The sequence below is a fragment of the Alkalihalobacillus pseudalcaliphilus genome, from assembly GCF_028610675.1.
GTDB lineage: Bacteria > Bacillota > Bacilli > Bacillales > Bacillaceae_D > Alkalihalobacillus > Alkalihalobacillus pseudalcaliphilus.
In genome coordinates this window covers 167,732-193,375 of the sequence record NZ_JAQQWS010000006.1, presented here as the reverse complement: position 1 = coordinate 193,375, position 25,644 = coordinate 167,732, and the positions used below count along the sequence as shown (strand labels likewise).

The window sequence follows — 25,644 nt, the reverse complement described above, 5'->3', positions numbered from 1 at the left end:
AAACATGAAAGTAGAGTTTTACTCCTGAACTGGTGGAACCTCATTCAATTTGATTTTGTTCTTTTTCGTTTTAAAAGAAAGGTGTTAGATTGTTTTGTGAACTTGAGAATTAGTAGTAACGCAGCATGATTTTCGGTAGCGACGAGTAACGCTCTATGTTCGCATTTTCATATAAAAGGACTGCCACACATCAAGCGTGTACAGTCCTCTTATAATTATAATTGTTCATAAACCGACTTTGCTTGAGACTCACGCTTGCGAACTAACACATTTCCAATTACAACATAGGCAATTAAACCAGCTAACGTAAGGAATGCAACTAAGTATTTGACCTCAAGCGAGAAATTACCAGGTGTAATATAACCCTCTATAATACCAGCGATAATGAACAAAGGAATGGTTCCAAGTAAAAGTTGAACAGAACGCTTCGCCTGTTCCTTTAATTGATACATGCGAGAATGACCACCTGGAACGAGTAGCTTATAACCCATTAACAACCCGGCACCACCAGCAATAAAAATGGCAATGAGCTCAATCACACCATGTGGAACGATGTAAGCCCAAAATTCATACGTCATATTATAGTGCCAAAAAAGTCCAGCAAGAGCACCAACTAAAATACCATTATAAACGAGAACATAAGCAGTTAATAAGCCAAATGTAATGCCACCTGCAAATGCGAGAAAAGCTACCTGAATATTATTGGTTAAAATCTCAGTAGACATTAAGGCGGAATCAATATGATCATGTCCTGCACCTAGTTGATCAGGTCTAACACCTTGGGCAATTTCAGGGGGGAGTAGTGAATATAATAATAGACTATCTGAAGCAACAACGACATAACCGCCAATTCCTCCTAATGTAAATAGGAACATCGCAATCAGGACCATATGCCATTGCTCGGTTAAAAGCTTAATGAACTTCGTTGTAAAGAAATCACGCAATTGCTTCCAACTTGAAATTTGGTCTTTGTATAATAAATTATGGGCTTTTGAAACGAGTCCATTTAAATAGTTCGTAACATCAGCTTCGGGATAGAAGGTTTGACTATATGAAAGGTTTTGTGCTGATTTTTGATAAAGAAGCTGAAATTCATCAATATCATTTGCGGATACATGCTTTTTATTTCTCTGCATCTTATGTATGTATTGTTCAAGCTGCTTCCAATCATTTCGATTCTGTTTGACAAACTGTTTGACATTCATAGATTGACTCCTTCGTGTAATGGTATCTATCTTTTGAATTTTTTTATATAATTCTTATAGTCTTATTATAGTAATAATGATAAAAAATAGAAACTAATAACTTATTGTTTTTAACAAAAGAGGTGAAATTACTTGAATCAAGAACAAGTGAACATCAAAACACCTGAGTTCGTCTCTGTTCAGTTTAAGGCAGCAGGACTAGGAAGTCGTTCATTGGCTTTTATGATTGATCAATTATTATTGTGGGTCGTTAATATTGTTTTAGCTTTATTTTTTTTCTATGTATTTTTAGATTGGGGAGCTTCCTTGCTTTTAGCCAATTCAATTAGTTGGCCACTGGCTATTCTTGTCCTCGTTTTATTTTTAATCAATAGTGGTTACTTTATCATTTATGAATATGTTTCAGGTGGGAGGACACTAGGAAAAAAGATAATCGGTATACGTGTCATCCAAGAAAATGGGCATAGTATTACGTTACTTTCCAGTTTTATACGAAACTTTTTACGTCTAGTTGATCAGTTGCCAGCAGCTTATTTTGTCGGCATCGTCCTAATTTTCCTCCATTCTAAACATAAGCGTTTAGGTGATATTGTTGGAGGAACGATTGTAGTTCATGAACGTCGTACGAAACGAACGAAGAAAAAAGAATCGCCACTAGAGAAAGAGATTTTTCAAAGAGGTCTGAGAGTGGAACAATTAAAAGTAGAGCCTTATCAGTTGGAGGCTATTCGTGAAAGAGAGTGGGAGATGCTTCGTACTTATGCAGAGCGTTTTACCACCGTGAGTGTTCGTCAAAGAGACCCGCTTACAAAAAAGTTAGCTGATATTATCTTACCGCTTGTTCAATTAAAGGAAACGAATTTATCTATGACAGATAAAGAAAACATCCTCCTATTATTATATGTGTCTTTACAAGACGATTGGGATTTTGATTTATAAAGAGCAAAGGTTCAAATAAAAACCGTAGAATTTGATTCCACGGTTTATGATTAGCGAATATTAATTTGCAATCGATAGTGGGGGGGCATTAGCTGTAACTGAATGGCAATTTGGGTTAAACGTTCGTACCTTGCTGTTTCTAATGCGTGTTTTTCTTTTTTCCATTTTAGAATCTGCATACCCTCTGAGCTAGTAGGTTCAAGGTGACCATGTTTGCCTAAAGTGTATTGAGTTAAATCAAAAATCTTCAAATCTAGTTGATTTAATTTTTGGGCGTAATTTTTGATATGTTGTTGCTCTTTCTTATCAAGAGGAGATAAGGGCACAATAATACTCACCATCGCATCGACTCGTCGACTTGCTCGAATAAGGTTAAAGTTCAGCCCCTGATTTTGACCGGGTTCAAGACTATATTTTCCGTTTTTTAAACGTATAAGATGTAGCATGCCCTTATGCTTTTCTTCTTGGACCTTAACCCTTGTTTCAACAGGAGGAACAAGATATCGTTTTTCTGTTTTTTTTCTTGTAGGCAAGTTGACTATTTTATTCGTTTCAACAGGACGTACACCCAAGTCTAACCATTCGTAATCACGTTCTTCTGTTGAAGAGACTCGTAATGTGTATTCGGCTTTTCGATGTTTATTCATTATATCGACTCCTTTTTGTATGTTAGGACGTGTGATAAGCCAAACTAAACGATTTCTATAAAGTCCGTCGCTGTATAAGAGCGACTTCTGTAAAGGTGAAGAAGTGTTGTTATAGCATCTTATGATAATTACTAGATAAATATGACCATAGAAATGTAGTAGTCTTTTAAATAGAAAAGCTAGCAAATAGCGCAATAGGCTATTTGCTAGCTTTTTCTCTTTGTAAGGTTTGGCCAATAGAAAATTAGAATGGGGATATAGATGATCACAGAAGTTATGAGCATGACACTATTTCGCTCGAATGGTTTAAACCAACTCGTATCATTAGGAATAAATAGAGCAGCTAATAGAAAAGATAAGAAAGCTGAAATACAGAATGTAAAGAGTAAAGACCTTTTGTTTAAAAGAAACAAAGATACATAACTAGCCACTATGATATAGGTGATTGTTCCAACTAGTAAAAAGGGCGTTTCGATTTGTAATTGATGCCTTAATATTCATAGAGATGAAAGAAAAAGCTATAGGTAAAGATAGGATTAATGAACGTTATATTTGTTTTCTTCTTTTTTTGGATATATGATGAAGAGGTTATAATTGAATGAGGGGGCCAATAAAAGTGAGTCATTTAATGAAGTGGTTCGATAAAGGTATGTCAGAGTATCAATATATAGAGGCGATGAGTATCCATCAAGAGCGATTATTAAAAGTCTATAATGAAGTTGAGGTTAGTGAGGGAGAAAAGCGTCAACTTAAAGATTTACAAAATAAGCATTTAAAGGCTGTTATTTTAACGGCTGATTGGTGTGGCGATGCGATGGTGAACCTTCCCATTCTTATGCGTTTTGCTGATGAAGCATTAATTGAAACTCGTTATTTAATTCGTGATGATAATCTTGAGCTGATGGATCAATATTTAACTAATGGTACAGCTCGTTCTATTCCCATTGTTGTATTTTTGAATCAAGCTGGTGAGGAAGTTGCCAAATGGGGTCCAAGGGCAGCAGAAGTACAAGATTTTGTTGAGAAGTTAAAAGAAGAATTAGAGGTGCCTACGGATAAGGAAGATCCTCAATATGATGCTGCCTTTAAATCGTTTATTCAAGGGATTACGGAAGAATTCTCAACGAATGAGGATATTTGGAAGTGGGTTAAGAGAAGTTTGTTGGATGTGCTAGCGAAGTTGAAGTAAGCTTTAGTCTCTTATAGGAAGGCCGTCGATATATACAGTCGACGGCTTTTACTATTGTATGGAAGGTAAAACATGCAAATCGTTTATGAACGAAAAGACATCAGTTAAGGAGTGAAAACATACGCTCACGTTTGTTTGTGTCATGTTGAATCTTGAATGTATTAACATGTTCAGAATTGTTCAAATTGGTTCTGGTGAAAACTGTAGCATTTGTTCTCTTTCTTTTTGTGGTACAAGTCTTCCTCCTGTAGCCCAAACGATATGGTTGGATTGAGCAACTGTCTCTGTTAGCTGATGCTTTCTTAAGTAAGTTTGAAAAGTATCAGAAGAGTGAAATCGTAATCCGTTAAAGCCAGCTGCTGCTGATGGTTCGATGAAAATATTCTCACTCTTATAGAGCGTTTGTAAGAACAGGAATAAGTGTTTTTCCGAAATGGTGAAACTACCACTTAACAAGGGTTTCATCATTTGACCGATAAAGGATGAAGGTCGTCCAACCGCTAAGCCGTCAGCTGCTGTTTGCCCAGTTAGTCCAATGTCTGTTACTGCGATTTTGTCATGTTGATTAGTCGACATGCCAAGAAGCATACAAGGTGCATTTGTTGGTTCTACGAAAAAGCAATGGACATGTGGACCAAATGCTTCTTTCAACCCGAAGGTAATTCCCCCAGGTGCACCGCCTACGCCGCATGGTATATAGACAAACAAGGGTGTTTGAGCATTAACCTCGATATTTTGTGAATGAAGTTGCTGCTTGAGATAATTCGCGGCCGTTGCGTACCCTACAAATAAATCTATCGAGTTTTCATCATCAATAAAGTGGCTTTTCGGATTGGCATCTGACTCCTGCCTACCAGCAGAAACGGCTTTGCTATAATCGTCCTTATATTCCACAACCGTAACGCCTTTACGACGAAGTAAATCCTTTTTCCAAGCTTTTGCATCGGCTGACATATGGACGATGACTTGAAATCCTAGCTGTGCACTCATCATGCCAATACTTAATCCGAGATTACCGGTTGAACCAACTTGAATGGTATATTGACTGAGTAGATTGTTCATTTGCTCGGACCCAAATAGTCGGTAGTCTTGATCAATATTTACAAGTAGTTCATGCTTAAGAGCAATTTCTTCTGCCACTTTTAATACCTCGTAAATACCACCACGTCCTTTTACAGAGCCGGCAATGGCAAGCTGATTATCTTCTTTAAGAAAAAGCTGTCCGTCAATTTTTCCTCCAAATATGTTTTGCAATTCTTTTTTCATTTGAGGTATTGGGGTTAATGGTGACTCGATAAGGCCTTGAGTTTTCATTAACTCTGGAAATTGCTCTTGTAAATAAGGGGCGAAACGAATCAACCTTTGTCTAGCTTCTTCTATTTTATCTACTGAAATTTCGTGATTTTTCTGAGTCGATGACTTTTGATAATCGGGATTTAGCCAAATTAATTCTTTTTGTGATTGTAATTGGGTGAGCGTTTGGTTATTTGTCATGTCTATCTCCTCCTCTAAAGAACTCCTCCTCTATTTTAGCAGATTAAATAGCTTTAGCCTTATGAATCGTTATAATGATCGAGATTACCACAATGATAAAAAGGATATCAAAATAGAGAAGCAACCATTTGGCTGAGTTAAACTGATGTACCATCATACCAGTCATTGCTCCCATCATGCCCCCCATAACTCCTTCAACAGTTCCACATAAGATACAAAAGCTTTCAAAGTCTTTTCCTACTAGAAAACCAATGGATAAACCGACTGTACATGCAACCATCGTAGAAAGTACGAGGTCATGTCCAAAAAGCAGACCAAATGTTAATCCAAATGCTAAACCAGCCATCATACATAAAGCCATAATCACAATGTGTAAATGTTTGGTGGAACGCGAGAGGCTTATTTTATTCTTACTGACAAAAAACATACAAATGAACGTCAAAACTGTAAGGAAGCATAAATTCCATAGTAATATCGGCAAAAATCTGCACCCCTTTCATTACAATTCAGTTATTTATAAACTATTAGGTAAGTGCAGATTTTAGACCTTAGTCAAGCATGAAGGGAAAAAGATTGCCTTTTTGTATGAAAGTTAGTTATCGGCGATAGTTTGTGCCGTGAAGTAAGTTCGTCATCCATCTTGCGATAAATGACCTTAGTAGGACAGTGCTCCCTGTTTGTTCAGGCCGACTCCTGACGGCTTTCGAGTTGTAAACGTGCCAACAGTTTGAACAGTCGCCACTACTTTCTTCTTTGTTGGTGGCTGGTGGTGTGGTGCACTGAATCTTTTTAGGAAAGATCTTGCGAGCTCATTCCTAAAAAGTGGAGGCGCTACGGCAAAGTGTGAGAATCCTCAAAACCGTTTATGGATGAAAAGCCACCAGTTAAAGATTGAAACCGTACTTATATATTTGGAGAGGACTAGTTGTAAACGTATCCACAGGTTAAGAAGTCGTAACTATCCATGAAGAGTGGCCTTTGTGCAGATACTCCGAAGTTTTGCCCCAGCATCTGCACATTAACCCTCTCTTTGTGCAGATACGCCAAGGTTTGGCCTCAGCATCTGCACATTAACCCTCTTTTTGTGCAGATACTCCAAGGTTTGAGTCAGTATCTGTACAAAGCTTAATTAATCGTTAAGTTGGCACTTTCATATAAAAGACCCTACTAAAGTAAGGCCCTTGCTTTTTCCTTAATATCCTTTTTCAAAATCAACAGCATTAATAGGTAACTGCTTATCATCCTTTAAGTATGCTTCTAGATTAGGTAAGAAAATATCTTCAATCACTCGCTCATTATAATAAGCAGTAGACCCTGAAGTATGAGGAGTAATAATTACTTTCTCCATTTCCCAAAGAGGACTACTTGTAGGCAATGGCTCAACTTCAAAAACATCCAAACCAGCACCTCTTATTTCACCTGATTCTAATGCCCATATTAAATCATCTTCTTTAACAACTGGCCCACGACCGATATTAATAAAAAATGATGACTTTTTCATCTGTTTAAAACGTTCACGATTAAAGGAATGTTTAGTCTCAGATGTCAGGGGTGTTGCACATACTACATAATCACATTGTGGCAAAACCTCATCCAATTGATGGTGGTGATACATGTTATCAATAAAGGGGGCAGATTTTCCACTATGCCTAACGCCAATAACTTTCATATTAAAGGCTTTAGATATTTTAGCTATTTCTTGACCGATAGCACCGACACCGATAATGCCAATTGTTTTCCCATGAAGCTCTAATTGGTTAAATTCATGAAACCACCTTTTATTTTGTTGGTTTCTAACATATGTATGGATATTGCGTGTCAAACTAAGCATTAAGGCGAAAACAGTCTCGGAGATCGGGTTTTTATGTACGCCATTTGCTGTAGTAAGTAATACATCTTTTTCTTTAAAAAAGTGTAAAGGATACGAGTCGACCCCAGCACTCCAGCTTTGCAGCCATTTTAGATGATTTGTTCCAACTAATCTTTCGTAAAAATCCTTTTGCCAACCAATTAATATCTCAGCTGTTTGCAGATGGTTTTCCCAAAGGCCTTGCTCTTTTCCTATAACGATGTCCCAATTTGGTAATGCATGATATAACTTATCTGCTAAATCCGTATTTAAGTTTTGCACAACTACTAATTTTCGGTTCAATCTAACCACCCTTTTTTCTTCATTGTCTATAACCATTAATTTTAGGATAAAACATAATGAATCACTTGTCACATTTTTAAGGAAAAATTATACTGAAAATAAAATGAATTTTGATATCGAAGGTGGGGTACGAGTTGGATGTGAAAGAAGTAAGAGTTGAAGAAAGTCGTTCTGTAGCGGAACTGATGGTATTACTTTGGCCCAATCATTCAGTTGAAGGGTTTACAAACGACATAGAAGAACTAATAGAAAAAGATGATGCGTCTATATATGTTGCCTTTGAAGGTAATGAATTGATTGGTTTTTCACAAGTCCAGTTAAGAAATGATTATGTCGAGGGCACAGGCTCAAGTCCTGTGGGGTATTTGGAAGGGTTGTTTGTAAAAGAAGCGTACCGACTTCAAGGTTATGCGAAAGAGTTAGTAAAAGCCGCTGAACATTGGGCAAAACAGAAAGGTTGTTCGGAATTTGCAAGTGATTGTGAACTAACAAATGAGAAAAGTTTACATACTCATTTGAAACTAGGCTTCGAGGAAGCGAACCGTATTATTTGTTTTAAAAAGAAATTATGACCAAAAACAATGACCCGGAAGATCAAGCTATCTCGAAAAGAGAGCATTACTCATTTAGTTTTACACAAAACACTGATGGCGAAGCCCGATTCCCTTCACCACTAACAAAAACGAAAATGGCGTTTTGCCCTTTGACTGTTGGCACTTGATTCAATATGATTTTGTTTCTTGCTTTGGTAGCTTTTATTACTCTTCATTCATTTATTTATTTTGTATGAACGTTGGCACTGATACTCATATGCGGAGCTTTGCTTGCCGCTACCGAAAATCATGCTCCGAGACAATCACGTGGCACTGAGCTAATCGGTACAGCCAGCGGAACACATACGTCCTATGGGAGTCTCCGCATGACTCGCCCGCTAGGTTACAGTTAATCTCAAGGTAATCATCTTCCCAAAAAGTAACTTTCATTCCTGTTGGTGATGAGTTGCTTAGTAAGTAATCATGGAAGTTTTGTATGAGAAGTGTACGAACCAAGAAGCCTGCAATAGCTAAAGCGGAGGCTCAAGCAAGGCCTGCGGAAAGCGTGCCCCTCATTCCCGCAGCGATCTTCGAAGAAGAGCACATCAGCTTTAGATAACTTTCATACAAAATCATACAAATGGATATCCATCCATATCCCCCATCTTTTCCTCAGTAATTCGGGTTTATACCACTTTTTTTCATGATTCTCCAACAAAATAAGAGCAAATGCTAATCATTCTGTAACAGCTAAGAAATATAATAAGGGTATCTAATACTTGTGCGAAAGTATTAGTTTTGTTATGTGTGAACAGGAGGTGTAACATGGCAAGTACAGCCATCCAAAAAGCGAATCGTAATCCGTACTTTGACAACTTAAAATTCTTCCTTATCTTTTTGGTTGTTATTGGTCATGTAATAAGTCCATTAAAAGGACAAGAGGACTTTTTATATCACTTATATGCTATGATTTATATTTTTCATATGCCCGCTTTTATATTGATTTCTGGTTACTTTTCTAAAGGATATAAGAAAAAAGGATATTTGAAGAAAACCTTTAAAAAGATATTAATTCCTTATTTCATCTTTCAAATCTTTTATTCCATTTTTTATTACTTAAATGGGGATAAAGCTTTACAATTTGATCTGTTTTCTCCTCATTGGACGATGTGGTTTTTGCTATCATTATTTACTTGGAATTTACTGTTATTTGTATTCGGTAAGTGGCGTTGGTACGGGCTGGCCGCTGCGGTTTTAATTGGAATGGGAGTTGGGTTTATTGAGCAAGTCGGTACATGGTTAAGCTTATCAAGAACCTTTGTATTCTTTCCGTTTTTCTTTCTCGGATTCTTATTGAAACGTGAACATATTGAGCGATTTAAGGATTATCGATATACTCCACATATCGGAGCAATCATACTAATTACTTTATTTATTATAGTCATAGAATTTTTCCCTGAAGGAGGAATACCTTGGCTATTGGGTTCCGAGTCTTATAGAGAGATGGGTAGGGGCTACGTTATCGACGCGGGAATTAGGTTTGTTCAGTATATAGCTACGCCGATCGTCATCTTTGCTTTTATGGCGATTGTACCAAAAAGGGAGTTTAGCTTTACTGTTATCGGTCAAAGAACGATGTCGATCTATTTATTACACGGTATTATTATTCAACTTATCCAAACCTTTATCGATAAAAGTACACTTTATGAATTTGCGAATAATTATGCCTTATTGGTTGGATTATCACTGATTATTTGTTTTATTTGCGGGAATTATTATTCAAAGAAATTGATACCTGTATAATAATTATAAGCATACACATTATCTACTTGTGTATGCTTATTCTTTTTTTAAAATAGGGCAGACTAAAAAAACTTCGGGTTCCAAAATATTCTGATTTAAGCTAAAATGTAATAATATATAGAAAAATAAAATAGTATGAGTTTCCGTAAGGGGAGGAGCTAAATTGAAAGTCATATGGGGTTATATTCGTCCATATCAATTTGCGATGTGGATTGCTCTGATTTTGATGTTTATCGAATTAGTGGTTGAATTAATTCATCCACTCTTATTAGCAAGAATTATAGATGATGGAATTATGCAAAATGATTTGCAGGCTGTTCTCTACTGGGGCGGCATCATGGTTGTTGTTTCCTTATTTGCCTTTATTGCTGGTATTGTCAATTCCTTCTTTGCAGGTCATGTCAGTCAAAGCACAGGTCTCGACTTACGGAATGGTATGTATGAGAAGGTACAAGCTTTTTCATTCTCGAACTTACAGAAATTTCAAACTTCATCATTGATTACACGATTGACGAATGATGTGACACAAATACAGAATACGCTCTTTATGAGTTTGAGAATCATGTTAAGAGCACCGTTATTAGTTGTCGGTGGTGTCATTATGGCACTACTTTTAAATATGCAGCTAGCGATGTTTCTAGTCCTAACGGTACCCATTCTTTTATTATTTTTAGTATTTGTTATGAAGGCAGCAGCAAAACTCTTTAAACTCGTTCAGCAAAAATTAGATGGTGTGAACTCTGTCATTCGTGAACACCTTGGTGGAATGAAGCTAATTAAAGCGTATGTGAGACGTAAACATGAGCAAAAGCGCTTTGTAGATAGAAATAAACAATTAATGGATAAAACAGTTAAAGCATTAAGGCTCTTGGAAACGACGATGCCTATCTTGTTATTTATTATGAACGTTTCTATTATCGGTATTTTATGGTTTGCTCAATCAGCCATTCAAACAGGAACGGTACAAGTAGGAGAAGTGGTAGCCATCATTAACTATGTCCTTCGAATTACGGGTGCTTTGACTGTTTTTGCGATGATTATTATGGTTTTTTCACGTGCGAAGGCATCTTCAGAACGTATCGTAGAAGTGTTAAATACAGATGTGGATATGCAAGATGGCTCACAGCAAGTGAAGAAGGCTGCTAGCAAAGAAATTATGCGATTTGATAACGTTTCTTTTCGGTATCCGGGTAATGGGGATACGGCGATTAAGCAGATTCAACTATCTATATATAAAGGTGAAACCATCGCGATTATGGGTGGAACTGGTTCTGGTAAAACAACGATGTTTCAATTAATACCAAGACTCTATGATAGCACCGCAGGAAGTATCTTAATAAATGGTATGAATGTGAAAGAGTTTCGTGTGGAAGAGTTACGAAAATCAATTGCGTATGTGCCACAGGAGGTTCTGTTATTTAGTGGTACCATTGAAGAAAATATCGCTTGGGGTCGCGAGGATGCCACAGAAGAAGAGATCCATGAAGCAGCAAAAAGTGCTCAAATCCACGAGACTATCTTATCATTACCCGAGCAATATCGAGGCCGAATTGGTCAAAAAGGTGTTAATTTATCCGGTGGACAAAAGCAGAGAATTTCAATTGCTCGTGCCCTTATTCGAAAGCCGGACATATTACTGCTAGATGACAGTACAAGTGCTTTAGATGTACAGACAGAGAAAAGATTTATGCAAGCTTTACAAAAATATGAATGTACGACGCTTATGATTACCCAAAAGGTTATAAGTGCTCAAGAAGCAGATCGAATTATATTATTAGATGATGGGAAAATCGTTGCAACGGGCAACCATAATGAGTTAGTCGAATCATCTAAACTATATCAACGAATTGTTCAGTCCCAAGAGCGGGGAGGAGTGCTTGAAAATGCTTAAAAAGTTAAAAGAGCCTTTTCAATATGAACGAATTGACTTTCGAAGAAATAAAAAAAACTCAGAGGAACATGAATCAAGCACCGCCCCTCCTCCTAAGCATCAAGCCGCGTATTCAGGAAAACCGAAAGTACAAAATGGTTACCAAACGATTAAAAGAGTTTGGAGTTATTTAGCGACTTATAAAATACAAATCATCTTTATATTACTTTTAGTCGTTATTTCATCGGCACTTGCTTTAATTGGTCCGTATATCGTTGGTAAGTCCGTTGACTTCTACTTAGTTAATCGAGAAACTAACTTTTTTGTACAAATATTGATTATTTTAGCGATTATTTATTTGTTACACTCACTTGCTTTGTGGCTACAGAATGTTTGGATGGTTGGAATTGCACAAAAAACGATTTTTACTTTGCGCACACAGCTTGTTAAACATTTACACCGTCTCCCTCTACCTTTCTTTGATAAGAGACAGCATGGGGAACTGATGAGTCGTGTAACGAATGATATAGAAAATATAAGTTCAACATTAAATAGCTCGGTTATTCAAATTTTTTCAAGTGTGCTCACATTTGTTGGGATTATAGCTGTTATGTTGTTTGAAAGTGTCTTACTAACTGTCATAACGATGCTTGTGATTCCGTTAATGTTCTTTGGTATGAGATGGATTACAAAGCGTACGTCCGTTTTTTTCAAGGAACAACAGCGTGAAGTTGGTGAAATTAATGGTTATATCGAAGAGACGATATCAGGGCAAAAAATCGTTAAAACCTTCTCACAGGAAGAGCATGTTATTCGTGAATTTAGGGAAAAAAATAAAAAGCTAAGAAAAGCGAGCTTTTGGGCACAAACTTACTCAGGATTTATTCCGAAAGTGATGAATGTCCTGAACAATTTAAGCTTTGCCTTTATCGCTGGAATCGGGGCAATCCTTGTGTTATATGATCATGTTTCAGTCGGGACTATTGTTATATTTGCTGAGTACTCAAGACAATTCACGCGTCCATTAAATGACTTAGCGAACCAATTTAATATGCTTTTATCTGCGGTTGCAGGGGCTGAGCGAGTGTTTGACATACTTGATGAAGAGCAAGAAAAGAACAAACAAGGTGCCAAACAAGTCGCAAGTCTCCGGGGGAATGTTGAGTTTAAAGACGTTGTCTTTTCATATGACTCAGAAAAGTCAACGATTGCTGGTATGAATTTTGATGTAAAAGCAGGTGAAGTGTTAGCACTCGTTGGACCTACTGGTGCTGGAAAAACAACTGTGGTTAACTTACTAGCAAAATTTTATCAGCCTGCTTCAGGTGAAATCCGGATCGATGATATGCCTATAAATGATATGGATACCGAGAGCTTGAGGAGTCAAATGGCATTTGTTCTACAAGATACGTTCTTATTCCAAGCAACGATTCGAGAGAATATTCGCTATGGAAAGTTAGATGCTACAGATGAAGAAGTGGAAAAAGCTGCGGCATTAGCTAATGCAACCTCATTTATTAACAAGTTGCCTGATGGGTTTGATACGGTACTTGCTCAAGATGGAAGTGGTATTTCTCAAGGTCAAAAGCAATTACTCTCGATTGCTCGGGCTATTTTAGCAGACCCAGCGATATTAATTTTAGATGAAGCAACAAGCAGTATTGATACCATTACGGAAATCAAAATTCAAGATGCACTCCAAGTATTAATGCAAGGAAGAACCAGCTTTATCATTGCCCATCGTTTAAATACGATTGAAAGGGCAGATAAAATTTTAGTGATAGAGAATGGAAATGTGGTTGAGGAAGGATCGCATGATGTATTGTTAGCAGCAGATGGATATTATGCCAAATTGCACGGTGCATAACGATACGATACATTATAGCTGTTCAGTTAAACGATCTTATTCGGGCTGAACAGTTTTTTTTGTAACTAAAGCGATTTTCTGTTCTTAACAAAGAACGTTCATTTGATAATCTGACACGAAATTTTGAACATTTGGAGGTTTTTTGTTATTTATGTCGAATACCCCATAACATTATGTGTGGAGGGAATTGGGGAAACCTTATGATTACGGAAATGCTATTACTTCAGGTACTCATCGTATTAATACCAGGTTTTATTATGAGTTTGTTTCAGAGCGGGAAGGATTTTAAAGCAAATAAGACGACGCTTGTTATGGCTTTGCTTCATTCGATTGTAGCGGTTATTTGTATGAGTGTTACCTATGTTGAATATGGCGTACCATGGGATTTTCGTTATATACCATTAATGTTAGGCTTCCTATATGGTGGTCAAAAGGTCGGCTGGAGCGTATTGGTTGTCATGATTGGCTATAAATTCCTTATTGGTTGGGAAATCATGTATGTTATTTCGACCGTGTTGATAGCTATAATGAGTCAACTTGTATTATTCAAGTTCAAGAAAAATCTTAGACGAATAAAAAAAGTATGTTGGTTGTTATTCTTAGTCTTGTTTGCATTACTCCTTCAATATGTATTCGCGATTCATGAAATTTTGAGCACACTCAATGACCAAACCTTCTTTTCTTTCTTTTCGAGCCATTACTTTTATTATTTTGTCACCTTCGTACTAACGGCGACGTTTTCAATGCTTCTCTATGAGATGATCCTAGAGAAGTCAAAAATTTTAGGGGAAATTATTCAAACTGAAAGACAGAATACGGTTGCTGAATTAGCAGCTTCTATCGCACATGAGGTTCGGAATCCTCTCACGGTAGTAAAAGGATTTCTTCAATTAATGAAAGAAGATGCAAAAAAAGAGGATGACATTGAATATTTTAACTTGGCATTAAGCGAGCTTGAACGAGCCGAATATATTGTGAATGACTATTTAGATTTTGCAAAACCTAAGCTAAAAAAAATTGAATCAGTAAGTGTAACAAAATGTATTCAAGAGGTTGTTAGTTTACTTAATCCAATGGCCCTCAAAGAAAATGTTGAGTTAATTACAACGTACCAAGAGGAGTTGAATATATGGACTGATCGTTACCAATTTAAACAAGTCATTATTAATTTTATGAAAAATGCCATTGAAGCCATTGATGATGACGGTAAGGTGACCGTGCATGTATGGCAAGCATCTGGTTATGTGTACATTAGAATCAGTGACACGGGTAAAGGAATGGATAAACAGCAATTAGAGAAGATTGGAACGGTTTATTATACGACAAAAAAAGAAGGAACAGGGCTTGGGACGATGATTTCTATTCAGCTCATTCACCAAATGCATGGAAATGTCTCATTTGACAGTCAAGTAGGAAAAGGAACTGATGTATATATAAAGTTACCGTTGCAAAATTAGAAGCAAAATAACCACCATTTCATACGTTCTTAGATATGAAATGGTGATTACTGTTAGGATGCTGACATAGTTGTTGATTCTGGGGACTGCTTATGGGGTGGTCTTTTTGCTTTTGGAAGTAATGAAATATTCCCAATGACAATGCCGATACTAATAATAAGTACCCCTAACCATTGAATCCAAGCCACTTGCTCTTGAAGGATGAGGATTGACATCAAAAGAGCTACTGGTAACTCAGAAGATGATAAAATCGTTCCTAGTCCAGTTCCGACATGAGGCATACCAATTGCAAAAAGCAAAGGTGGTAGTGTCACACCAAAGATTCCTAAAAATAATCCATACGGTGCAAGTGAAATAACAGTACTTGGTTCGAATAGAAAGACAGGTGGGAAGATGAGTAATGTCGTAATAAGTCCACCTGTTGCAAAGATAGCACTTCTTTGAATAGGAGGAAGTTCTGCCCCCACTCTACCACTTACATAAGCGAAGGAAGAAAAGCTTATTGATGCAAGAATCCCCCAAATTGCCCCTGATAAAGCAAGTTTTTCAAACCCGCTAGATAAGACACCTGCTGCTAAAACAGAGCCAATGATTAATAATAAGATAGCACTCATTTTATTTTTACTAGGTTTCTTTTTATCGAGTAAATATTCTAATAATGTACCTACCCAGACGAATTGAAACAAAAAGATAATGGCTAATGAGGCATCTAATGTTTGCAGCGATTGATAATAAAAAATGCCGGTTAATGCCATCGGGATACCGCCTAGGACAAGCTGACTAAATCTTTTGAAAGTTACCGTCCTTTTTTTGCTAATTAAAACGAGGAACCAAATTAGTATCGTTCCTATTATGAATTGTCCTCCTGTGACTTGTGCTAGGTTAAAGCCTTGCTCATAGGCAAGTTTGACAAAGGTGGATAAAACACCAAAGCAGGCTCCCCCTAATAAGACAGCAAGTGGATATATAAATTGCTTCATTTTTTCACCTCATTGTTATTCCTTTTAGTGTATTTGTTATGAATAATAAGTACGAGAAAACATAAAAAGCCACACATTGATTGTTTGTATCAATGTGTGGCGAAAAAAGACAGTCGTTATGTCTAACGATTTTCTTGAAAAGTCCACAAATCCCAAGTTGAATAAAATGGGTTTTGTTATTTGGTTATGTTCGATAGAAATTCTATCAATTGCTTCAGCGATTGTCAAGAAGAGTTTTTTTGTATAAAAGTTAGTACTAATTCTCATATGCGGAGCTCTAATTACCGCTATCGAAAATCATACTGAGAGATAATAACGCGGTGTTGAGCTAACCAGCTTTACCTACCACATAGCACCTTACAAGGTAAATGATGTGACTACCTCGCTTTGCCTACAACGTAGAACCACTTTTACCGAGCATGTGTTGTTATTTGTAATTGAGAATTAGCAGTACCTAGCGAGCATAACGGTAGCGAGCGACGCTCTAAGTTCGTACTAAACTTCCATCCTTATTGGTGACAAAGTGAATCGGACTTCGCCATGGAAGTTCTGGATGAGAGTGGACTAGAGGAGATATGCAGTTATACGCACATAATCATGGACATCAATTTTTATATAAACTTTCCATACTGGATTTGCAAGCTAGTACCATATTTTGTGGACTTGTCTCATATAGTGAAGTAAGAGATGCAGAGGTGAGGAGAGAAGGTATGAATCGTTTTGTGAAAGGTGCATTGTTGTTGATGTTTGCTGCTTTCTTGGGCGAGTGTCTTGAGTTTATCATCAACGTTGTTTTGGCGAAGGAGTTAGGTGAGGAAGGTTTAGGTTTGTATATGTCCATTTTTCCAACGATTGCATTTATCGTTGTCATCGCAAGCCTTGAGCTTCCTATTTCCATATCTAAATTTGTTGCAGAGAAAGAACCGATTTTTCATTACAGTATGTTAAAACATGCATTATGGTTTGCGACACTTTGTACGGTTGCTTTTACGGCAATTGCTTTATTTTTGTTTCCGTTAATTCCTGTCTTTGAAAAGTATCATCCTTTTGTGAAATGGCTGTTTATCGTCTTAATTCCTGTCATCACCTTTAGTTCCGTTGCTAGAGGGTATTTTATGGGTGCACAGAAAATGGCTAAAATAGCGGTTGCTAATTTTATACGTAGAGCGGTTCAGCTCGGGTTTTTAGTTCTCATATTCCATTTTTTTGATTTTGACCTACAGACTTCGATTTTAATAGGTTTATGTGCAGTCATCGTTTGTGAAATGGCTGTACTCGCCTATTTAATTTTAGCTTTTGTTGGACAAATGAAATCGTTTCGGAAACAACCAAGGGCTGAGATGTCGGCTAAAAAAGTAAGGAAATCATTATTGGAAGTTTCATTACCTACGACAGGGTTACGAATCTTTCATGCGGCTACGTTTGCAATAAAGCCATTTTTAATTAAAGCGGCATTGGTGAAAGCAGGTATGGCAGAGTCAATGGCCATAATTCAATATGGGAAATTAGCAGGGGTAGCGTTTACGATAGGCTTTTTCCCAGCCTTTATTGCTCACTCACTATTAATCGTACTAATTCCAACCGTTTCTGAAGCGTATAGCAAACGAAATTATGATGAACTGCACAACCTACTTCGGAAGGTTTTAATGTTTACAGGTTTTTATGGTTTCCCCATCGTGGCCGTCTTTTATTTATTTGCCGGGGAGTTAACGACTTTATTTTTTGAAAATTCACCAGCAGCTGGTTATTTACAATTGTTAGTTCCATACTTTCTCTTTCATTACTTCGTCATACCGATGCAAGCTTACTTAATTGGCTTAGGGTTAGTCAAAGATGCTTTTATTCATTCGGTCATTACAACGGCGATTTCGTTTGTGATGATGTTTATGCTTGGAGCTATGCCTGCTTTTGGCATGAGTGGTGTTATTTTAGGCATGAATATGAGTGCTGTGTTACTGACCTTCCTTCATTATGCAACGATATGTAAGAAATTAGGGTTAAGCTGGACTTTAAAAAGAGAGCAACTAGGTGATTTGCGGTAGTGTGCAGGTAAAGAAATCATTGAAGAAGGAACTAAATTCCTATTTTTGTAGAATATGAAACTCATAAAATGCTAAAATAGTTTGAAAAGGAACAAAGAGGGAAGCAGTATGATTTCTATGATGTTCGGTTATGCATTAGGTTTTTTTATTCTTATTGAAGATCCCACGTTAGCTTATGAACCTGGGTATTGGATTTGGTTAGGTATATGGAGTGGGTTTATTAGTGCGATACAGTTATTTCGATCGCAGCTGATATTAGCAACTATCTTTATTAGCTCTACTTTTTTCGCACAATTCATTCTTTTTACTTTTGAGATGATCTTGCCATGGCTTCTTTATTTATGGATTTATGCTGTCGTTTTAAATACCCTTGAACGGAGAGTGAGTTTATATAGTTTAATAGCTTTCTCTTTTGTACTCGTTATATGGCATTCAGAAGTTCCTTTTAGCCTCTTTTTTATGAGTGTGGCTAGTATGATTTTAATCCTTTCCAAGCAACAGCAAAAATGGGAGCGTTCCGCATTATTGGCTGAAAATGAGTGCCAGACTGTCCGGGCGGAATATCGACAGCTAAAAAGGCTTTTACAAAGTCAAGAAGAACAAACAAGAGCACAGGAACGAACGAGAATAGCAAGAGACATACATGATAATGTCGGGCATCAGTTGACGGCTTTAGCGATGCAGCTTGAAATGGTTGAAATGGGTGTGGAGAAAGGTCAAATAGATTATGAAGCGATTAAACAGTCGAAGCATTTAGCCACACAAAGTCTAAAAGAAATGAGATCCTCGGTACAGGCAATCCGTCATGAGGATATAAAAGGATTTGCTTCTGTACTGCAGTTAATTCGAAGACTTGAGGCAGAAAGCCATATTCAAGTGAACTTAACTACTAGAAAGGGAGCTTTGCTTGCCCCATTAACCAATGACCATATGATTACGATTTATCGCATTGTTCAAGAAGCGGTTACGAATGCAATGCGACATGCAAGAGCAAGAGAGGTTGATCTTATTTTTGAAGGGATTGCCAAACAGGCCTTTCAATTAACAATTTCTAATAAAAATGAGCATGTAAAAGTGGCTCATAGGGAAGGGTTCGGGCTATCAGCAATGAGAGAGCGAGTAGAAGCACTACAAGGTCGTCTTGCCACCTCTCAAGTAGATGAAACCTTTACAATTGCTGTCTATTTTCCCTTAAAACCAGTGTCGGAGTGAGGCGTTCACGTTGAAAAAAAGAATTTTATTAGCTGAGGATCAAGTATTAGTTAGGCAAGGCTTGAAAATGATGATTGAATATTCGGGTGATTATGTCGTTGTAGCTGAAGCGAATAACGGAAGTGAGGTGCTAGACCTCCTTCATCAGCATATCGTAGATTTAATAGTAATGGACATTAGAATGCCGATTATGAATGGGCTCGAAGCTACTAAAATCATTAAAGAAAGCTATCCGTCAATGAAAATACTGATCTTAACAACTTTTGCAGATGATGAGTATGCCCTACAAGCTTTGAGGTTAGGTGCGTGTGGATATTTATTAAAAGATGCGGACAGGCAGCGTTTATTGTATTCAATTGAGAAAGCTTTAACGGGTGGTTTAGCGTTAGATGAACAGGTTGCTGCCCAAGTAGTTCCACAGTTACTGCAACAAAAACAGGAGCGCCTCCCTTTGCCAATTCCTTTAACAGGCAGAGAGAGGTCCATTATTGTTTTAGTCGGAGAAGGAAGAAGTAATCAAGAAATCGCTGATTCTTTGTTTCTATCACTCGGTACGGTCAAGAATTTAATGAGCCAGCTATTAACAAAGCTAAACGTAAGAGATCGAACACAGCTTGCGATATTTGCTTTAAAACATGATATGAAAGTGGGCGATTAGATGAGTTGTCAGTCTGATCGCTTTTTTCATGGGGAAGCACTATAAAATGACTTAAGTCATCGAAACAAAGAGAAAACAATGACTAAATATAGTGGGAAGAGTCATAGCGATTACCTATTATATACATAAGGGTTTAAAGGGAATGTTTCAACTCCCTATAAGAAACGGGATGTAAGGAGTGTGTAGTAGATGATTGAAGTGATTAATTTGAAGAAAAGTTATAAAAAAAAGGAAGCTGTAAAAGGAATTAATTTATTTTTGGATAAAGGTGAGGCAGTAGGGTTATTAGGGCCAAATGGGGCAGGGAAATCAACGGTTATTTCATTAATTTCCTCACTTAATAAGCCGACTAGTGGTGAGGTTTTTCTTAACGGGAAGGATGTGTGGAAGCACCCACAAGATTTAAGGGAAGTGCTTGGTGTTGTTCCACAGGAAATCGCCCTGTATCATGAACTAACGGCAGAGGAGAACCTCTTGTTTTTTGCCAAAATCTATAAGTTAAACAAAGAGAAAACGAGAGTACGTGTAGAAGAGGCATTAAAGGTGGTAGGTCTTTATGAGCGGAGGAAGGACCGAGTGAAAACTTTCTCTGGAGGCATGAAACGACGATTAAATATTGCCGCTTCCATTTTACATGAGCCACAAATATTAATTATGGATGAACCGACAGTCGGAATTGATCCACAGTCTAGAAATCATATTTTTGAAATGGTGAAACAGTTACAAGAAGAACAACATGTCACAGTTCTGTATACGAGTCATTATATGGAAGAGGTTGAAGCTTTATGTGACCGCGTGTATATCATGGATCAGGGTGATGTGATTGCCTCTGGAACCATACGCGAGTTAAAGGCGATTTTATCGTCGGAGCAAACGGTTGAATTGACATTAGCCCAGCCCAATCATCACTTATTAGAGTTATTAATGGAAGATTCATCGATTAAGGTTTCGCAAAAATCTGATTTTACTTATTCACTGATTGCTCCACATACAAAAAATATCTTCCAAACGGTCATTGAACTTGCTAATACAATTGGAATACAAATCAATGCCATCCAAGTAAGAACACCAACATTAGAAGATGTATTCCTCCACTTAACTGGAAGAACGCTACGCGATTAAGGAGGAAGCTGGCGATGTTATTTACAATGATCATAAAGGATTTGAAGTTACTTCTACATGACCGTATTGAATTATTTGTCTTATTATTCATGCCACTTGCTTTTATTGGTATTTTAGGTGCAGCTCTTGGAGGTGGTGGGAATGCGAATGTATCAAATGAACCTTTGCAAATTGCGTTAGTGGATGTGCAGGGGGCTGAGGAAGCATTAATGGAGTATGAACGAAACTTAGTTGAACGGGGTTTGGGTGATACAGCCATTCAGGAATTACTTGAACAGGCACGCATACAAACGATTCCAGCTACACTACGTGAAGATGTTTTTTCTGGAGAGTTAGAATCAAGGGTCGTTCTAGAGGAATTGAGATCATTAAGTGAAGTGACTGAAAATGGGCAGTACGAGGCCGTTTTTCTCTTAGAGGAAGGTTATCACCAAGCCTATTGGGACTATCTCTATTTTCAATCAGGTTCTATGGAGCCTTTGCAAATAAAAGTCGATGATAATGAATATACGGCAAAAATCATTACACAAATGGTGGATTATTTTTTTGAACAATGGCATGTGCATATGGAAATAGCGAGCATAAATGAAACGACTCAAGACACAGTGCTCGAATTAAATGAGACATATAAAAGTGAAACAGCCTTCGCGAACCGCCTTATTTCTGGGTTTGATTACTATGCGGTTGGCATGGTGACAATGTTTGTGATGTTTGGTACTACTTTTGTAGCGAGTTATTCATTAACCGAGAAAAAATCACATCTGTTCTTGAGGTTAAGACTCGCTGATATTCCATTTTATTATTATATGTTATCGAAATGGTTAACGAGTTTTATCATTGCCTTTTTACAAGTATGCCTCATATTTACATTTTGTTATTTCGTATACGAGGTGACATGGGACCATATTGGGTTAATGTTGGTTGTTACCTGTTGTTTAAGTGTAATGATCGGTGGTCTTTCTACGGTTTTAGCGTCATTATCTTATATTTCAAATTCATATCGAACGATTCAAGCATTTTCCTTTTTGGGTGTGGCGATTTTATCATTTATTGGTGGTAGCTTCGGCTATGCACAAACACCTATAACAAAATTCACACCGAATGGTGTAGCGATGGAAGGCTACTTTATTGCGATGGTTGGAAATGGTGGGATTCATGAACTGACCCATATTTTTCCGATGGTTCTAACTTTTGTTTTTGTTTGTCTAGCGGTATCCTCGCTGTTATTAACGAGAAAGGGGGATATCCAATGAGGGCAATTATTTGGGGTGAATGGCGTCAAGTGTTAAGAAATCCAGCTTCTTTGTTAAGTTTGATTGCTTTGACGATAATTTTTGCATCATTAATGGGCAATAGTGGTGGATTAATAGGGGTTATTCCTGTATATTCAACATATTTTTCTGAGCAGGAATTAGAGCAGGCTGTGGCCCAATTAAATCGAGATGAAGCGATCGTTCAATTTGTGATTCGAGATGAAAGTAATATCAATTCAGGGCTCATCAATCAATCCTATGAGCTGGCGATTGAATTAAATGATGAGCATTATCAATTATTTGTGGCAAGAGAGACGCCATTAAAGGGTGTCGTGGAAGCAGAGCTGCAGTCTTTTTATCAGCAAAGGGATATCAGTAAGAAAGGGTATGAGATTACTCCCTATACTTCTGAAATGTATGTAAAGAGTGAAACGTTTAATAATGAACAAACAGCCCCATTTGATCAAGCGTTGCATACACTGTTTGGGATGAGCTTATTCTTTGTTGTGTACACGGTCTCTTTTTCTATTCAATCAATTTTGAATCAGAAGGAGTATGGATTATGGGATCGAATTATCCTGTCGCCGACTACTAAAACAGATATGTATGTTGGTCAAATATTGTTTGGCTTTCAAATTGGTTATGCTCAGTTACTGATTACTTATAGCATTTTTAAGTGGGTAATCGGTGTTGATTTCTATGGAGGCTTCTGGTGGGTGTTGGTCGTGATCGTTCCATATGTTGCTGCACTCGTATCGCTTGGAGTACTTCTAAGTGGTTTAGTTACGAACTTAAGGCAAATGAATGGAATCATTCCCTTTGTATCTGTCAGTATAGCGATGCTAGGTGGGGCTTTCTTTCCGTTAGATATCGTTTCAGCAGAGTGGATCTTATGGTTGTCAAAAATATCCCCGATCACGTATGGGCTTGAAATGTTAAAAGGAGCTACCGTCTATCAATGGAGCTTGGAGCAATTTTTATTACCTGCATCGATATTATTTGGAATGAGTGTCTTATTTATGGGACTTGGCTTGAACCTAATGGAAAGGCGTGCTGAATATAAAAAGAGTTAAGTAAACATGAAGTAATTGAGTGTTTCATAGAAATAGAGGGAGGGAAACCTTTCTCTTTTTTATTTTGCATAATGTCTTTTAGAGGCACGGTTTATATAGGAGGGGTTTGATGAGTGATTGGCAAAAGAAGGATGAAAAATATGTTTGGCATTCGATGAAACCGTATCAACCGAGTGGGACGATGGTGGTGAAAGAAGCGAAAGGTGTGTGGGTAACGACAGACAGTGGAGAGAAATATCTAGATGCAATGTCTGGTTTGTGGTGTGTCAATATTGGTTATGGAAGAGAAGAGTTGGCTGATGTAGCGGCAAAGCAAATAAAGCAATTAGCCTATTACCCATTAACGCAAAGTCACCCTATGGCGATTAAACTCGGAGAAAAACTTAACGAGATGTTAGATGGGGAGTACGTTATCTATTTTTCTAATAGTGGCTCTGAGGCGAATGAAACGGCTTTTAAGATCGCACGGCAATATCATCATCAACGTGGAGAAGCGAGTAGACATAAGATTATTTCACGCTATCGCTCTTACCACGGTAATACATTGGCAACATTAGCTGCCACGGGTCAAGCGGAACGTAAATATAAATATGAGCCTTTAGCGAATGGCTTTTTGCACGTTACACCACCTGATGTGTATCGTAATGAACCTAGGGGAGGAACAGGAAGAAAAAGGTATGAGGTGCGAATGATAGAGGATATGATCCGTTGGGAAATGCCAGAAACGATCGCGGCATGTATAATGGAACCGATTATTACAGGTGGAGGAATTCTTATGCCACCTGATGATTATTTAGCGTCGGTTGCGGAAGTGTGTACGGAAAATAATGTGTTGCTTATTGTTGATGAAGTCATTTGTGGCTTCGGCCGTACAGGTAAAGCATTTGGCCATATGAATTATGATGTGAAACCAGATATTGTGACGATGGCAAAAGGACTCACAAGTGGGTATTTACCTTTAGCTGCAACAGCAGTCAAAAAAGAAATTTATGAAGCGTTTGCTGGGACTGAACCTTACGATTATTTTAGGCATATTAATACATTCGGTGGCCATCCAGCCTCATGTGCTGTCGCATTAAAAAATATTGAAATCATGGAAAAAGAGCAGCTTTTTGAAAGATCCGAAAAAATAGGAGAATGGTTAAAACAGCAACTTGTAGAAAAGCTAAATGAGAATCGCTTTGTCGGAGATATTCGTGGTAAAGGACTATTGATAGGTATTGAATTAGTAGAGTCAAAGGAAAGTAAAAAGCCTTTAGCGGTGTCCTACTTAAATCAGATTATTGCATCATGTAAAGAGAAAGGCCTCTTAATTGGAAAAAACGGAGCGACCGTCGCCGGTTACAATAACGTGTTAGCCATTGCTCCACCCTTAACGATTACGAAAGAGGAATGTGCATTCCTTATAGAAACGGTTATGGAAGCCATTAATCAATCAACCACATCAAGCTGAGTTGACAAATCTAACGTCAGAAGCCCCCTCATTAAATGGAAGAGAGGGGCTTTTTCTATTGGAATGAAAGCAGAAAAGGGAGGGGGGACTCGAGGGAAGGTGGGATAAGGCTGAGGTGTTGTAGGGAAGACGTGAAGCAACAACACGTCAGGTGAAAAAGGCCGAGTTGTTGTAGGAAAAGTGGGAATAGCGGGGTTGCGGTCTGAAAAAGAGAGAGGAAGCCCGAGCAAACGCTGAATCGCGGGGTTGCGAGCAGAAAAAGAGAGAGGAAGCCCGGGCAAACGTGGAATCACGGGGTTGCGGTCTGAAAAAGAGAGAGGAAGCCCGAGTAAACGCCGAATCGCGGGGTTGCGAGCAGAAAAAGAGAGGGGAAGCCCGAGCAAACGCCGAATCGCGGGGTTGCGAGCAGAAAAAGAGAGAGGAAGCCCGGGCAAACGCGGAATCGCGGGGTTACGAGTGGAAAAAGAGGGGGGAAGCCCGAGCAAAAGCCGAATCGCGGGGTTGCGAGCAGAAAAAGAGAGAGGAAGCCCGAGCAAACGTGGAATCACGGGGTTGCGAGTGGAAAAAGAGAGAGGAAGCCCGAGCAAACGCGGAATCACGGGGTTGCGAGTGGAAAAAGAGAGAGAAAGCCCGAGCGAACGTGGAATCACGGGGTTACGAGTGGAAAAAGAGGGGGGAAGCCCGATTCATTTTGC

Annotated in this window: 21 protein-coding genes; 14 read left to right on the top strand and 7 right to left on the bottom strand. The window is 38.0% G+C overall.

Translation table 11 applies throughout. The features are described from left to right. Positions 1-215: 215 nt before the first annotated feature. A complete protein-coding gene (locus PQ479_RS14175; RefSeq protein WP_047989786.1) occupies positions 216-1,205 on the bottom strand; it encodes a stage II sporulation protein M in 990 nt (329 codons plus the stop codon). Positions 1,206-1,337: 132 nt separating this feature from the next. Here PQ479_RS14175 and PQ479_RS14170 point away from each other — a divergent pair, with 132 nt between their 5' ends. Then, complete coding sequence (locus tag PQ479_RS14170) at positions 1,338-2,144, top strand: RDD family protein (protein ID WP_047989785.1); 807 nt, start codon at positions 1,338-1,340, stop codon at positions 2,142-2,144. A 50-nt stretch (positions 2,145-2,194) separates the two neighbouring features. Here PQ479_RS14170 and PQ479_RS14165 read toward each other — a convergent pair whose 3' ends face one another. Next, complete coding sequence (locus PQ479_RS14165; protein ID WP_047989784.1) at positions 2,195-2,791, bottom strand: hypothetical protein; 597 nt, start codon at positions 2,789-2,791, stop codon at positions 2,195-2,197. 616 nt (positions 2,792-3,407) lie between these two features. On the opposite strand from PQ479_RS14165, the gene PQ479_RS14160 reads away from it, so the two are divergent. Continuing rightward, entirely contained in the window at positions 3,408-3,980 is a 573-nt protein-coding gene (locus PQ479_RS14160) for a thioredoxin family protein (RefSeq protein WP_273717050.1), read from the top strand. A gap of 180 nt (positions 3,981-4,160) precedes the next feature. On the opposite strand, the gene PQ479_RS14155 is transcribed toward PQ479_RS14160, so the two are convergent. The 3 genes from PQ479_RS14155 to PQ479_RS14145 all read right to left on the bottom strand — a co-directional run bounded on the left by PQ479_RS14155 (position 4,161) and on the right by PQ479_RS14145 (position 7,662). Then, complete coding sequence (locus PQ479_RS14155; RefSeq protein ID WP_047989782.1) at positions 4,161-5,474, bottom strand: D-serine ammonia-lyase; 1,314 nt, start codon at positions 5,472-5,474, stop codon at positions 4,161-4,163. A 43-nt stretch (positions 5,475-5,517) separates the two neighbouring features. Next, on the bottom strand, positions 5,518-5,955 hold the full coding sequence (locus tag PQ479_RS14150; RefSeq protein ID WP_053070461.1) for a hypothetical protein: 438 nt from the start codon (positions 5,953-5,955) through the stop codon (positions 5,518-5,520). Between the two features lie 711 nt (positions 5,956-6,666). Further along, a complete protein-coding gene (locus PQ479_RS14145) occupies positions 6,667-7,662 on the bottom strand; it encodes a D-2-hydroxyacid dehydrogenase (RefSeq protein ID WP_047989781.1) in 996 nt (331 codons plus the stop codon). Between the two features lie 98 nt (positions 7,663-7,760). On the opposite strand from PQ479_RS14145, the gene aac(6') reads away from it, so the two are divergent. From aac(6') to PQ479_RS14120, 5 genes are all read left to right on the top strand, one after another. Continuing rightward, the gene (aac(6'), locus tag PQ479_RS14140) at positions 7,761-8,198 is read left to right on the top strand and encodes an aminoglycoside 6'-N-acetyltransferase (RefSeq protein ID WP_337957107.1); all 438 of its coding nucleotides are present in this window, start codon (positions 7,761-7,763) and stop codon (positions 8,196-8,198) included. Between the two features lie 786 nt (positions 8,199-8,984). Next, positions 8,985-9,962, top strand: coding sequence for an acyltransferase family protein (locus PQ479_RS14135; protein ID WP_047989780.1), 978 nt, complete (start codon positions 8,985-8,987; stop codon positions 9,960-9,962). Between the two features lie 163 nt (positions 9,963-10,125). Next, complete coding sequence (locus PQ479_RS14130; RefSeq protein WP_273717049.1) at positions 10,126-11,853, top strand: ABC transporter ATP-binding protein; 1,728 nt, start codon at positions 10,126-10,128, stop codon at positions 11,851-11,853. Beyond that, entirely contained in the window at positions 11,846-13,699 is a 1,854-nt protein-coding gene (locus PQ479_RS14125) for an ABC transporter ATP-binding protein (RefSeq protein WP_047989779.1), read from the top strand. The genes PQ479_RS14130 and PQ479_RS14125 overlap by 8 nt, the downstream gene beginning before the upstream one ends. A 200-nt stretch (positions 13,700-13,899) precedes the next feature. Continuing rightward, positions 13,900-15,156, top strand: a complete 1,257-nt coding sequence (locus tag PQ479_RS14120; protein WP_047989778.1) for an ATP-binding protein — start codon at positions 13,900-13,902, stop codon at positions 15,154-15,156. A gap of 53 nt (positions 15,157-15,209) precedes the next feature. On the opposite strand, the gene PQ479_RS14115 is transcribed toward PQ479_RS14120, so the two are convergent. Further along, entirely contained in the window at positions 15,210-16,136 is a 927-nt protein-coding gene (locus PQ479_RS14115; RefSeq protein ID WP_047989777.1) for an EamA family transporter, read from the bottom strand. A gap of 710 nt (positions 16,137-16,846) precedes the next feature. Here PQ479_RS14115 and PQ479_RS14110 point away from each other — a divergent pair. The 7 genes from PQ479_RS14110 (at position 16,847) to PQ479_RS14080 (ending at position 24,949) form a co-directional block, all read left to right on the top strand. Next, entirely contained in the window at positions 16,847-18,178 is a 1,332-nt protein-coding gene (locus tag PQ479_RS14110) for a polysaccharide biosynthesis protein (protein ID WP_047989776.1), read from the top strand. Positions 18,179-18,286: 108 nt separating this feature from the next. Then, a complete protein-coding gene (locus PQ479_RS14105; RefSeq protein ID WP_053070460.1) occupies positions 18,287-19,390 on the top strand; it encodes a sensor histidine kinase in 1,104 nt (367 codons plus the stop codon). 10 nt (positions 19,391-19,400) lie between these two features. Then, the gene (locus PQ479_RS14100) at positions 19,401-20,048 is read left to right on the top strand and encodes a response regulator transcription factor (protein WP_273717048.1); all 648 of its coding nucleotides are present in this window, start codon (positions 19,401-19,403) and stop codon (positions 20,046-20,048) included. Positions 20,049-20,237: 189 nt separating this feature from the next. After that, positions 20,238-21,170 carry an ABC transporter ATP-binding protein gene (locus tag PQ479_RS14095; RefSeq protein ID WP_047989775.1) on the top strand — a complete coding sequence of 311 codons (933 nt, stop codon included), beginning with the start codon at positions 20,238-20,240 and terminating at the stop codon, positions 21,168-21,170. A gap of 14 nt (positions 21,171-21,184) precedes the next feature. Next, the gene (locus tag PQ479_RS14090) at positions 21,185-22,423 is read left to right on the top strand and encodes an ABC transporter permease (RefSeq protein WP_047989774.1); all 1,239 of its coding nucleotides are present in this window, start codon (positions 21,185-21,187) and stop codon (positions 22,421-22,423) included. Continuing rightward, positions 22,420-23,496 (top strand): ABC transporter permease, encoded by a 1,077-nt coding sequence (locus tag PQ479_RS14085; RefSeq protein WP_053070459.1) that lies wholly within the window; start codon positions 22,420-22,422, stop codon positions 23,494-23,496. Before PQ479_RS14090 ends, PQ479_RS14085 begins: the two co-directional genes overlap by 4 nt. Positions 23,497-23,605: 109 nt before the next feature. Further along, complete coding sequence (locus tag PQ479_RS14080) at positions 23,606-24,949, top strand: aspartate aminotransferase family protein (protein ID WP_047989773.1); 1,344 nt, start codon at positions 23,606-23,608, stop codon at positions 24,947-24,949. Here PQ479_RS14080 and PQ479_RS14075 read toward each other — a convergent pair. Further along, complete coding sequence (locus PQ479_RS14075; protein ID WP_273717047.1) at positions 24,928-25,599, bottom strand: hypothetical protein; 672 nt, start codon at positions 25,597-25,599, stop codon at positions 24,928-24,930. The two genes, PQ479_RS14080 and PQ479_RS14075, sit on opposite strands and share 22 nt — an antisense overlap. Between the last annotated feature and the right edge of the window lie 45 nt (positions 25,600-25,644).